Source organism: Vibrio sp. 5S239 (assembly GCF_041439575.1).
Lineage (GTDB): Bacteria > Pseudomonadota > Gammaproteobacteria > Enterobacterales > Vibrionaceae > Vibrio > Vibrio kanaloae.
In genome coordinates this window covers 1-13,149 of record NZ_JBGOOM010000004.1, presented here as the reverse complement: position 1 = coordinate 13,149, position 13,149 = coordinate 1, and the positions used below count along the sequence as shown (strand labels likewise).

8 protein-coding genes and 1 pseudogene are annotated in these 13,149 nt (G+C 40.6%); 6 read left to right on the top strand and 3 right to left on the bottom strand.

What is annotated here, in order from left to right; genetic code table 11:
• Window positions 1-15: 15 nt before the first annotated feature.
• Window positions 16-972 carry a homoserine kinase gene (gene thrB / locus ACED48_RS04725; protein WP_032547891.1) on the top strand — a complete coding sequence of 319 codons (957 nt, stop codon included), beginning with the start codon at window positions 16-18 and terminating at the stop codon, window positions 970-972.
• Complete coding sequence (gene thrC, locus ACED48_RS04720) at window positions 969-2,252, top strand: threonine synthase (RefSeq protein WP_017056081.1); 1,284 nt, start codon at window positions 969-971, stop codon at window positions 2,250-2,252. The genes thrB and thrC overlap by 4 nt, the downstream gene beginning before the upstream one ends.
• Before the next feature lie 79 nt (window positions 2,253-2,331).
• On the opposite strand, the pseudogene ACED48_RS04715 reads toward thrC, so the two are convergent.
• The 3 genes and pseudogenes from ACED48_RS04715 to ACED48_RS04705 all read right to left on the bottom strand — a co-directional run.
• Window positions 2,332-2,502 (bottom strand): annotated as a pseudogene (locus ACED48_RS04715) (autonomous glycyl radical cofactor GrcA); the annotation flags it as partial.
• A gap of 102 nt (window positions 2,503-2,604) precedes the next feature.
• Entirely contained in the window at window positions 2,605-5,871 is a 3,267-nt protein-coding gene (locus tag ACED48_RS04710) for a hypothetical protein (protein ID WP_017056082.1), read from the bottom strand.
• Window positions 5,872-5,972: 101 nt separating this feature from the next.
• Window positions 5,973-6,320, bottom strand: coding sequence for a hypothetical protein (locus tag ACED48_RS04705; RefSeq protein WP_017056083.1), 348 nt, complete (start codon window positions 6,318-6,320; stop codon window positions 5,973-5,975).
• A 178-nt stretch (window positions 6,321-6,498) separates the two neighbouring features.
• On the opposite strand from ACED48_RS04705, the gene ACED48_RS04700 reads away from it, so the two are divergent.
• Genes ACED48_RS04700 through ACED48_RS04685 form a run of 4 tightly spaced genes read left to right on the top strand, consistent with a single transcriptional unit; the run spans window position 6,499 to window position 12,965 of the window.
• The gene (locus tag ACED48_RS04700) at window positions 6,499-7,869 is read left to right on the top strand and encodes a site-specific integrase (protein ID WP_017056084.1); all 1,371 of its coding nucleotides are present in this window, start codon (window positions 6,499-6,501) and stop codon (window positions 7,867-7,869) included.
• Window positions 7,856-10,285 carry a hypothetical protein gene (locus ACED48_RS04695; protein ID WP_017056085.1) on the top strand — a complete coding sequence of 810 codons (2,430 nt, stop codon included), beginning with the start codon at window positions 7,856-7,858 and terminating at the stop codon, window positions 10,283-10,285. The genes ACED48_RS04700 and ACED48_RS04695 overlap by 14 nt, the downstream gene beginning before the upstream one ends.
• A gap of 17 nt (window positions 10,286-10,302) precedes the next feature.
• Complete coding sequence (locus ACED48_RS04690; protein WP_017056086.1) at window positions 10,303-12,468, top strand: site-specific integrase; 2,166 nt, start codon at window positions 10,303-10,305, stop codon at window positions 12,466-12,468.
• Window positions 12,469-12,476: 8 nt separating this feature from the next.
• Window positions 12,477-12,965 (top strand): hypothetical protein, encoded by a 489-nt coding sequence (locus ACED48_RS04685; protein WP_017056087.1) that lies wholly within the window; start codon window positions 12,477-12,479, stop codon window positions 12,963-12,965.
• The last annotated feature ends 184 nt before the right edge of the window (window positions 12,966-13,149 follow it).

Genomic DNA, 13,149 nt, shown 5'->3' with positions numbered 1-13,149 from the left:
ATGAGTTCAAGTGATATGGATGTTGTCGTTTATGCTCCGGCATCAATCGGTAATGTCAGTGTAGGGTTTGATGTGCTGGGGGCCGCTGTGTCTCCAGTGGATGGCACATTGCTTGGTGACCGAGTAATGGTTAAAGCTGGCGATCAACCATTCTCACTAAAAACAGCAGGCAGCTTTGTTTCTAAGCTGCCAACTGAAGCAAAAGAAAACATCGTCTACGACTGCTGGGTGGTGTTCTCTAGAGAGCTAGATAAAAAAGGTGTTACGCTTAAGCCTTTGGAAATGACACTCGAAAAGAACATGCCTATTGGTTCTGGTTTAGGTTCAAGCGCATGTTCAATCGTAGCGGCGCTTGATGCGCTAAACCGTTTTCACGGTCAGCCTCTGAATGAAACTGAACTGCTTGCTCTGATGGGCGAAATGGAAGGTAAGATTTCAGGCGGTATTCACTACGATAACGTTGCGCCATGTTACCTTGGTGGTGTGCAATTAATGCTTGAGGAGCTAGGCATCATTAGCCAAGAAGTCCCGTGTTTTGATGACTGGTATTGGGTGATGGCTTATCCGGGCATTAAAGTATCTACGGCGGAAGCGAGAGAGATCCTACCATCTCAATATCGTCGTCAGGATATCATTGCTCATGGTCGCCACTTAGCGGGCTTTATCCACGCGTGTCACTCAGGCCAACCTGAACTGGCGGCGAAGATGATCAAAGACGTGATCGCTGAACCATATCGTGAGAAACTGCTTCCAGGGTTTGCTGACGCTCGTAAATACGCGTTATCGGCAGGTGCATTAGCTACTGGTATTTCTGGTAGTGGCCCAACTCTGTTTAGCATTTGCAAAGAACAAGATGTCGCCGAGCGTGTTGCGCGTTGGTTAGAACAAAATTACGTACAAAATGAAGAAGGATTCGTCCACGTTTGTCGCTTAGATAAGCAAGGTTCGATCGTTACAGGAAGTGAGTTATGAAGCTGTACAACATCAAAGAAAACGATGAGCAAGTCTCTTTTGGCCAAGCCGTTCGTCAAGGTCTAGGCTGTAATCAAGGTCTATTTTTCCCATCAGAGCTGCCTAAGTTCGATGACATCGATGCACTACTTGCAGAGGACTTTGTCCCTCGTAGTTCAAAGATTCTTTCTGCTCTCATTGGTGATGAGTTACCAAAAGAACAGATTGATCAACTAGTGGATGCGGCATTCCAATTCCCAGCTCCGATCAACCAAGTGAAAGACGGTGTTTACGCACTTGAACTGTTTCACGGTCCAACGTTAGCATTTAAAGATTTCGGTGGCCGTTTTATGGCTCAATCTTTGGCAGCGGTTTCTGATGGCGGTCAAATCACAATCTTAACGGCTACATCGGGTGATACTGGCGCTGCTGTTGCGCATGCTTTCTACGGCATGGAAAATATCAATGTTGTGATCCTTTACCCGAAAGGCAAGATCAGCCCACTGCAAGAAAAGCTATTCTGTACGCTAGGTAAGAATATCCACACTGTCGCGATTGATGGCGATTTTGATGCGTGTCAGGCACTAGTAAAAGACGCGTTTGACGACGCTGAACTGCGCAAAGAGATTGGCTTGAACTCAGCAAACTCTATTAACATCAGTCGCTTAATGGCTCAGATCTGTTACTACTTTGAAGCGGCTTCTCAGCTGACTAAAGATCAACGTGAAAATCTCGTTATCTCTGTGCCAAGTGGTAACTTTGGTAACCTAACGGCTGGTCTGTTAGCGAAAGCGCTTGGCCTACCAGTGAAGCGTTTCATTGCTGCAACCAACGAAAATGACACGGTTCCTCGTTACTTAGAAACAGGTCAATGGGATCCAAAACCAACGGTTGCGACAACATCGAACGCGATGGATGTGAGCCAACCAAACAACTGGCCACGTATCGAAGAGCTTTGCCAATTGAAAGGTTGGGGCTTAGATACACTAGGTAAAGGTAAGGTATCTGACGAGCAGAGCGCTGAATCAGTACGTGACCTGAAAGCACAGGGTTACCTATGTGAACCACATGGTGCGATTGCTTACCGTCTATTGGAAGAGCAACTGCAAGAGAACGAAACTGGCTTGTTCCTATGTACAGCGCACCCAGCGAAGTTCAAAGAAGTGGTTGATGATATTTTAGGTACAGATATTGAACTGCCAGGCCCGCTAGCAAAACACGCGGCGATGGAGCTGTTGTCTGAAGATCTTGATAATGATTTTGAAGCGCTAAAAGCAGTACTTCGTCGAGTTCAACCTTAACGTACATCTGTATTGCTGAACAAATAAAAACGGCGCTCAATGAGCGCCGTTTTTGTATTCTAATTCAGGCTCTAAAAAATTATAGAGACTCAGTGAACGTACGTGCGATAACGTCACGTTGCTGTTCAGTTGTTAGAGAGTTGAAACGTACAGCGTAACCCGAAACACGGATTGTTAGCTGTGGGTAGTTCTCTGGGTGAGCAACGGCATCTTCTAGTGTTTCACGTTTAAGAACGTTAACATTTAGGTGTAATGTTGGAACTCCAAAGTGACTTATAATGTTGTGATTAAATTGGTGTGAAAATATGACTTAAATGTTTTTCAAGATATATTAAAAAAGTGGATTGAGACTCTACTCATCTAAACCACACCTGTCTGCGAAGTTTTTCCAAAACATCGGTATTGAGTGCCGATTTTGCTCCAGAGCATTTGAAATGCAGCCCGTGAACTTTGGTGTTATATCTACCAGAGCTTTCAGAACGGGTTGTATGTCTTCGATTTGTTGTTGATAGAAATCTAGAAGTAAAGGGACAGGTAACAAATAAATTAAGGCATCGGTAGTAGTATCTGTGATTGATTCAGCCTTGGTTAACATGGCAATCAACCTGATAAGGAGCTGCTCAACGACTTCAGTTTTGTCAGAGCAAAGCTCTTCAATAGCCATTCTTTGCAAGCACGAAATGATCATGCTGAGTATATTTTGTTCTTCCCAGTCAAATTGAGCAAATTTGACCAGTACTGCTAATTGTTCGTTACTCCCACAACGTATCAACTCCATCATGCTCTCGAATGACATTGAACTAATGTTAGAGTGATAATTTAACCAAAGTAAGTTCTCGATAGTCTCATGACTTTTATTTGAAACAATGACTTCTTGGAAGTCTTCAGGCATCAATGATTCTAAATTAGGTGCAAAATTTTTCAGGATATTCCTAGTCCCTGCATCGATGCAGAAGAAGCCAATTTCAAGTTTTTCGGCTAATGCAATGCCTAGTAGGAAGCTTTCGGTACATAGATCTCTAAATTTAAGCTTTAGATCAAGAGGTATATCCAAGTTGCTGTCGCTATGTGACTCTGTCCTTTGAAGGATGTTTGATAGGTTCTCAATGACGTTTGACGGTACGTCACTGTTTTTTCGCTCTCCTTCGCTTTCAAAGTACACAGTGTCATGTGATTCATGGTAAAACGGCAATTGATCTTTGTGAAAGTCACAATATTGTGATAATGCCTCATACACAGCCTTTGTCATATGCCATGTGCAATCACTAAAAGCTTGGTTTCCAATATATGCTAAATATATGGCTGTGATTTCATCTATAACGAAATCCCTGCAACCAACTTTATAGTGATCCTCATTGATGGGAGTTGTGTGGATTGTGACACCTTCGCAGAGTATTGCTAGCATTGCTTTCTCTACGTTACTCTGACCATTTAGATACTTGTATTTTATGTCTATAGGGAGAGGTTGCTTCATTTGTGGAGCTAATCGCTCTCTCTGCTCCCTGAAAGTGGATGTTAGCTTATCTATTTCTGCTAATATCTCTTCACCTGTAGCATTTTCTGGAAGGCTTAGCATATGAAACACTTCATTTTCATCATCATCCATGATGTTCTGTGCTATGCGGTAGGCAGCAATTATAGGGTATAGCTTCTCTGCTATTGCTCCTTTATTATCAATTAGATACTGTGGGTTGCTTTTTACGGAATGCGTGGGAACCGCTATCTTTATATGCGATTTATGACTTTCTTTGTAATGGTATGCACTTGTATATTTCGCTGAGTTAAAAGACCAATTTTGTTCATAAAAATTTTGGTTGGCGTGCATAATTAACTTGAAATAGTGCTTCGCATTTGAATACGGGTCATCAAAGAACCAATCGAGAACTTTATTCGCAATGTCTTCAATGCGATGTGAATGATAAAACATTAGTCGCCATGAATAGTCCCCAAAGAATTCATCAAAAATATTTGAGGGCAACTCATTTGTTAGCTCATGAGCTTTGTTAGGATCTTCTTGATAGACGGTCTCTAAGTACTGTCCCCATAAATAGATGAGATTCCTCTTTTCATATGCCTCTAGAGTGCGACCCTCATATCGTTCTATGTTCTTTCGAAGTAAGGTTGCTGCAAGCTCGTAGTCTTTTTCTTCATTGGCTAATAAAGAGTAGATTGTTGTTATTTCTTCTTGCTGTTTTTCCTCTTCACTCAAATGAGACAAGCGTTGAATGACGGTATTGTACTGTCTGGCTTGATATGAAAAGTTTAGATATGAAAAATAAGCTTCTGAGAGCCAAGGAAAGTGTTCGCTAAAGCCTACTTGATAAAGCTTTACTGCTACTTCTACATGTCCATTGTGTGCAAAGTGAAACGCAATACTGTCGATAAAGGAGATATTTAAATCTGCGTCTTTAAAGTAGTTGTCTATGCTGTCTTCAATTTGAATATGAGGAAATTCTTGAGCTGATAAAATTGGACAGCTTATAGCAGCCAGAGCTAGTAGGTTAGCCTTTGCCCCTATAGAGTCTTGTTCAGATAACCTATCGAGAGTTCCTATTATTAGCTCGGTATCTTCACTTTTGTAGAGCAATTGAACAACAGGTAAGTTACAGAAGTTTTTATCGGTTTGATTTATTAGTTTTAGAGAAAGTTCTTCTGGTGACAGCGATTGTATATTTTCAAACTCCTTTAGAGGAGTTTTGGTCAGCACAGACTTCAACATTTCGTTATTGAAGTAGTCTTTTTTTTCTATGTTGGGCTGGTTCTTTTCTAGACAATCTCTCGCTATTGCACAGGTATATTGAGTGTAGTGAAATAGCTGGCTAAGGATATTAATTAGCTTAAAGTCAGGCGTTTTACTGTTGTCAATCAGTTCAATGAGAGAGTCTCGTAAGTTATCAAACCTAGACTTAGCTTCAGATGATAGACAGAAATAATCTTTATTAAGAAAGTCATTAGCATTAACACACTCTAGAATGATTCTTTCTCGTTTGAAATCAGCTAGAGGTTTTAAGCTTTGTAATAGGTCAAGGATACCTTGGCTTTCGGCTAGCATTGAATATTCGAGCGTTTTTTCAAATAAAGCACCAAGAATAAACTCAGGTAACTCTGATTGTCTGTCTACAAGGTTACCTACATAGTCCTCGGTAGCAAGCCTTTGTAAATAGATATACTGAGGTATTGTTTGCTCAGGGATTCTTTCAAAGTATGCTTTGGCTGCTTCTTTACCGCTTCGAATTTCGATTAGTTTAAGTATTGCAGCGTTTGCAAGCTCCTGTGCAAATGCGGAGTAGTTTTCGGATTGAGAGTAACCTTCGACTCGTTGTTCATCATCTTTAAGGCTTTCCTCACTCATTAGGATTCTAAGGGATGCAATAGCCAACTTTGCTTCTTCATCTAACATCCCCATCATGCTGAGAAAGCTAAGTTTTTGTATCCCACTATGATTGTCGTTTTGCCTGAAATCATCTAGAGCATCAATGATAGGTCTACTTATAGCACTTAATGATACGTTATCATTGATCTGGACTTGAAGCTTATCTATAAAAACTTCAGCATCAATAACTTTGTTACCGCCAAATGCGTCACCTGTACCGTTACTGGTTATATTGTAGGTGTTCATTGATACCTCGAAGTCTGCTTAGGGGATTGATAAGGCTCACATTCTAGCTGAGCCTTGATTGACTAGTATGCGATGGTGTTAGGTTTTACTGGAAGGGCTGATTACTTGTCGCTGATGTTGATTTTGTCGCCCATTATTTTATCGCCATTAAATGCGTCACCACTACCGTATGCATTAATGTTGATTACAGTTTGAGGTTTTTCGTTTAACTGGGCTATTATCTCCTGAAGGACTTTTGATGATTCAATTAGCCCCGCTAGCTCTTCTGGAGATGCTGACTTCTTGTATTCTTCTTTAGATAGTTCTTCTGCAATTACATTGGCGATCTTATCGTCAAGGTGAACCACATTTTCCAAACCAGCTTTGATGTAGCTAGCCGTTAGTTTAATTGGAGATGATACCAAGTCATATAAAACTCCCCCGATGATCGCCCCGTTTACAAAATCCATACTTTTCTCTCTTTATGACATTGAAGTGAAGAGCATTATACAATCCATTACACTGAAACTGTAAACACATTCCTCTATCTCAACTACATGTACTCTCTATTTTTTTGATTTAATTTGCTAATTTTTAGTTATAAATCTATGTTGTATAGTGTTTTTTTGATTTGTCTTGCGGGTTTTTATGACTAATGGTGCAGTCGTGACTAGTGATGAAGTTGTTCGTGGAACTAGAGGGAATGATGCTTATGTTCTTACTACTCTCAAGTGTGACTTATACCCTGAACTAAAGGTTAGAGTTAATGATGATGGCGAGATAGAGCCTTATGGCTCATCTCGCTCCAAGAAGAAAGAAAAGGAGCTTCTTCAGATAGTCACCGCAGAAGGTAAATTGGTATACCCACAAAATCTTTATCTGACAATCTGCGCTCGAAAAACCCAGTCTATTGGGACTCGTGCTCAAGCCCTGTTGATGTTTACTCGGTGGCTCGAATTAACAGGTAAATCTTACAGAGATATCTTCGCAGACCCTTCCGACGGTGTCGGGCATGAATTTGCTGATTTTCTTGTTCGGTGTGTAATTGGTGAGCATGATGAAGGATTAAATCTCGCCTTGTCTACAGCGAAAACGTACATGAGATTTGTTATCGATTTTTACAAATGGATGAACCGAGAAGGTGTACTAGTTTGGTCTGATAAAGTAAGACCGTTTGAATTCACATTGAAGCGAATACCTCGTAAATCAAAACAGAACGTCGATATGTTGAGTCACACAAAAAGAAACCATGAGATTTTGGTTCAAACAAGTAGCGTCATGAATAAGTTCCCTCGCTCTGCAAAAATCCCACCTCATAAGAAGCTGAAACCATTGTCAGAGCATGAATTAGAGGTGCTCGATAGTTATATTCATCGAGCTGAGTTTCCAGTACGTAACCGACTAATGATTGAGCTGGCTTACAAGGGAGGGGTTCGAGTTGAAGAAGTTGCCTCATTAAATGAAGGAGCAATCTATCAACCATCGTTAGGCGAGGTCGAGTGCGAACTAGCGCTAAAGACATCAAATGGTGTCCAAACTAAGAATGACCTTTCAAGAGTTACTAAAATTCCAGCTTCTCTAATGACAGCACTCTATGACTATAAGATTTCAGAAGGTAGACAAAGTATAGTTGACTCGTTAAGCACGCTGTCTGAGGGGAGCCAGTTTGAGCCTCGCTTATTTCTCAGCAAGAGCACCCTTCTAGGTTCAATTAGCCCAAATACTATACAAGGAATATGGTCAGATCTGAGAGCTGGAATTCGACTTGTTCACACAACTTGGTACTACAAGTTCCATGACTTACGAGCAACTTTTGCAACAGACTTTCTACTGCAAAAAGTGAGAGATTCTGACTTGCCATTGGACTTCTTTTTCAGCGAGCTGAAAAGCTTGATGGGACACAGTGATTCGACAGATACAATGGTTTATATCGATTTTTTAAAAGACTTAAGGCTCAGCATGGAAGCAGCCTTGAGAAGGAATCAAGAAACACAAGAGGCTTCTCGTGGCGAAAAGTAATATCTCGGATTTATACATCTCTGACCTTGAGAATAGAAAAGAATCTCCATACGACAATGATGTCATTGCTTTCACAAGGCAAGGCTTCAATGCGAAAATTGACCTTGCATGTTTAGACCATCTATTTGCTGATGTTAAGCAGCCTAAGATTGAGTGCGGCACAAGGTTGACTGTGATCGATAAACTGAAGCAGTGTATAAAAAGTCACTTTGAGTTAGATAGAACCAGCTACGCTCGGCATTTGTTTATATCTTTACGTTCATTCATCAATAATGCTGATAAGCATCAATTGGCAGTATTTAGCAAGGAGTCATGGAAGTCATATTTTGGTGCAAAGGGTAACATGTGGCGGTTGGTAGAGTGTGCAGAACGACAGTATGCACACTATTACATGTACGACGACAAACAGATTGTAGGTGTTTCCGAGAAATCTGCTGCTACTAAGAAGAGAATGATTAAAAATTTGTTCTCTCAAGTGGGCTTAGATGTTTTTGAGTGGGACAAAGGCTCAAAAGATTTCTCTGTTACAGGTAAAAACAAAAAGGCACTTGAAAATTACAGTAAGGTTGAGCATGACATTGTGCTTAGACGTTTGCATGACAAGTTTTTCTTGCTTGCACCTATCTTAATTGCAGAACAAGAGGCGGGGCGTTTTTCAGATGACTCAAAAGGTATCGCCTATAGCCTAGCTCAGGCGGCACTAAGCTCGAAAAAACAAACTCTTGATGTGGAACTACTGTTCCTAGAAGGAATGACTCTAAATCAAGCATTTAATTTTTCGATGGAAATTGGTTATCACCTTTTTTGCCATTATACGGCCTTCAATGACTCTGTAGTTACATCTGTTCGAAGACCAATTGAATTCATAAAGGAAAAATCCGAAGGAAAAGTTTCAAAATACGCCATTATCAAAGGCTTTAAAGGTCGAGCTGCGAAGGAAGTTACAGGGGTTATTGGCGAATCTGAATTAGAGGAAGTCTCTGCACGAGTAGATAAACGTACAGGAGCAGCATTTCTGAACATGCTGCTGAAGCTATCATCTACTTTTAACCCTGATGAGCACGGCTTGTTGCTATATCAGCTAGATAATGAAGGTTTGCCTATAGAACTTAAAACTGACTTTAAAAATGATAACGTTCCACGAAAGTTAGAGCTATTTGCGGATAAGCGTGTCGGGTTAGCGGAAAGGTTGGCGGAGAGCATTAATTCGCTTTGTGAGCACAGTTATGTTGAGCAGGTAAAAAGGGTTGTTGATGATGAGGGTGTTCGGCGTATTTCAAAGTCTAAAGAGTATTACCAGCCTACCAGTAATCAACATACTTCATTGATGCTTCGTCTTTCAGTTGCGTTCATGCAATGCTTCACGGCTCAATCATTAAGACATGCTCAGTTGCCACTGTTTTATTCAGCACCTGATGAGAATGGGAAGATCACAGTGACATGTACCTCAGCATTGATAAGCTCAGAATCAGAAGATGCTCAGAACGCTGTGATTACCTTTTACCTTGATGAGGCATTTTTACCAGTTGTTCAGAAAATAGAAGACTGGGCAACAGCAAGAAACCCTCTGTTTAGAAAACGTAAAAAGGGCAATCAGTACACTTCTAAATCAAGTATTGATGACTCGAAGTATAATATTGAGCCTACCAAGGGTGCGTCTTATCTATTTCCACAAGGACGGAGCGGTGAAACTAGCTTCTTTAACTCGTACCCCGTTACTGCTCCTTTTCTATCGAGGATAGGGCTTACACCTAGCCATTTCTTTTGCACGTTAAATTCTACACGATTCCGCAAAACCGTAGCGGATAACGAGTATCGACATGGTTCTGAACTCACAGCTATGACTGTCCTCCAGAACTCTAAAAAAGTGTTCGAAGAACATTATGCCAACGGTCATCAGGGGCTAAATAATGAGATTATTGCACAAGCATTAGATGTAATTGAGCTGGTTATTAAAGGTGTGGAGCTTGAAGAGGCAAAGCAAAAGGTTAGGGATACTTGGAAGGTTGAAGTGCTCTCTTTTGACGAATACAAGAAAAGAGGCAAGCCTAGTAATCCCAATGGCACATGTTGTGATGGTAAGCCAGAGTTCGAAGGTCAAGAGGATAGGCTAGCTCAGGCAGCAGCAAAAAAAATGGGAGTCATAGATGATTCATCAAAACTCCATTGCTACCAATTTGATAAATGCCATGAGTGCCTCAATGCCAAACTGGTCGATGAACCTAATCAGGTATATAAACTTTTGTCATTTATAGAGTCACTAATTGATACTGCTGATCTTCATCCTGAAAATGAGGAGTTGGAAGAGCGAATCGAGGCATTTGAAGAAATCGTATCTCAAAACATATCAGAAAATGTTCTGAAAGAAGCAGAGGCTTTGCTTGAGGCGAATGGTCGCTATTTTTTGTATGCGTAGATTGACAGGGGAGCTCTATGAAAACTATTAAAACAGCGAGTGGCGCAAAAGTTAGCTTTGAAGAGTTTGTTGAAGATATCGATACTGATTATGTTGATGATGTACTTTTGCCAGCAATTGAGCGTGGTAATTGGGATGAGTTGGAGTCTCTTGCTGTAATTAATGACTCTGAATTTCCTGTGCTGTTTGAGCAAAATATATGGGAGTTAAGCCAGATAGGTGACGGCTATCAAACAAATCGCCTGCTATTCAACCATTCAACAAAGAAAGGCTTTGATGGTTATATTTTACCAAGAAATATACGTAATGAAATCAAGTGTTTTGCTGCTGTGGAGCTGCTGACAGAATATGGTAAATACTCATATTTATCGATTGTTGATACGGTTAGCAAGCTCACAGTGATAGCCAAACACGCTACAGAAATTGGAATTACTAGCTTTTCTGATATCGATGAAGATGCCATATTTCAACTGCAAGAGAACGGTCTGAACATTAACGATAAGGGTAATAAAGTATTATCTGCGATTAACAGGTTAGTTCAGTGCCAAGAGCCATTACCTATCCAGATCGAGATAAATAAATCGTTGGAGCCGAAGCATTTTAGCTTGCCATCGGCGGAGCCTGATCAACACTTTGCTATCCCATTCAGAATTTACTTTGAAATGGTTAATTGTGCTATTTCTGAAATCAGTGAAGCATACAAAAATAGATTAGATCTTGAGGAATCGATTGAAACTTACCTTGAGCATTCTGAGCGGATTAAAGATGATTTAACGGCGAAGGTTCGTTCAGGAGCAATAGATCTATCGACAGTAATAGCTGATAAATCTAGAGTTGGAGTAATAGAGAGGTACTTTAAGTCTCATGGGGTTTTATTAGTTGATAATCAGGAAGATGACCGTTGGGGCGACACTTGGCTGGGTTGTGTTAGTGGCAGCTACAATGGTAATAAGTCTGCTGTGTGGAACGATTTCGCTGTAAAAGTTGGTTCTCGGTATTTCAATAAGCGATCTATTTTTATTGAGTATATTCGTAATTTACAGGCTTCTGCTGCTTTTCTAGTGATGGCATTAAGCGGTATGAGGATTAGTGAGCTTTATGGATTGTCTCCCGTATATGGTGCTCAGGATCACATAAAAATAGGAGCAAATACCATTTATGCACTCACAACAAAGCAGGAAAAGTTGACTCTAGATTCTCAAACCGCTGATGACGTCTTTATAACAAATCGGACAGGTTTTCGGGCTTTTCATGTTCTCAACGCTATTCACCGACCTTATCGTAAGCGCTTTAAGGAAGGCTCTAACAGTATATTCTTTGCTGCCTTAACAGAGGTGTACCACCCAAGACCTATTGAGAAAGTTGGATTAGGAAAAACAATTAGAGATACTGTAAAGCGTGTACATAAAGATATATTTGTTTTGAACTCTCATGATTTAGACGCCCTCAGAGCATCTAACCCAGAACATAGCAGACTTCCTGAAGTCGGTGATAGCTTTCCTTATACAAACCACCAATGTCGAAGAAGTTTCGCATACTACCTGATTGGTCTTGAGTTAATGGACTTCCCACAGTTAAAGCAACAGTTGGGTCACATATCCATAGCTATGACACGTTGGTACGCAAGAAATGCACACTCACTTAAGAAAATTTATGGTGAGATTGAAGAAGAAAGAGTAGAGCGTTCGGCTAAGATTCTGTCTCGTACCTATAACAAATTAGCAAACAAAGAACGCTTGGCAGGGGGATTAGGTAAAAGTCTTTTGAAGGAAGTTATTGAGAATGAAAATTACTTTGTTCAAGGGGTCAATAATAGGAAGCTTGCGGCTAGATTTTGGAAAGAGGAAATAAAAACTGGCAAGGTACATGTCCATGCCGTTGGAAAGGGTATGTACTGTACAAAGAGGCAGTGCGCAATGAGAGCTGCTATTGATCTTTCAGAATGTACTGATTGTGGCTGGGATATTATTGAAGATGCAAGCGAAGCGGAGTCTATACGAATGACAGCAATGAGAAATCTATTAACTTTGCAGGCATCAGGGGAGTTAAATGGTAGCTCAGCTTCGAAGTTTGTGATGGATATACGCTCAGCAGAGAAAATTATGTCTGATTTACACTTCCCATTTGAAGCCTTTGAGATACCTGATGATGTCGTTCAGTTGATCCCAGTAAAAAACATATAGAGGTAAGTATGGCACGTAATAAGGATGCTTCTCGTAAATCGCTGCTCGATGCAATCTCTAGAATTAAAGAGCAAACCTACACGCACAAAGAATTGAGAAACAAAACAGTTGTAAAACTAAATAAGTCAAATGTTGAAAAGGAAGCAGGACTATCTGCTGGTGCTCTTCGTCATCACCCTGATATTGTGAAGGTGATAGAGGGAGCTAGTTCTAACAACAACCATAGTGCAGATGATGTGGCGAGCTTGACTGAAAAGGTTGATAAACTGGAGGCTTCAAATAGAGAGCTAAAAGCCGAGGGTGCCCGTTATAAGAAGGATGCAGATCAAGCAAAAAAGACCCTAAAAGAATATCAGTCTGAGTATCATCAAACAGTAACAGCTTTGTTCTTTAAAATACCGATTAATGAAAGAGAGGAGGTAATCAAGTCACTTGATGACTCCTCTTTGAACGGAGATGTCACGAATATAAGTGAATATAGGCGTAAGTCGGATTAGTCAGGTCAGGATGTGATCTGCCAGTTCTCTAACATCGATGTAATCAGATCTGAAAGAATACTCTAGCTCACTTTTGTCCAAAAGCTTCTCGGATTAAATTTTTACCTGTGGCACTTTCTAACTCGAAAGTGTCGGGTGGACGACACTTGTTACCAAGTGCCGTCTCCCTAAGAACCCAGCGTGC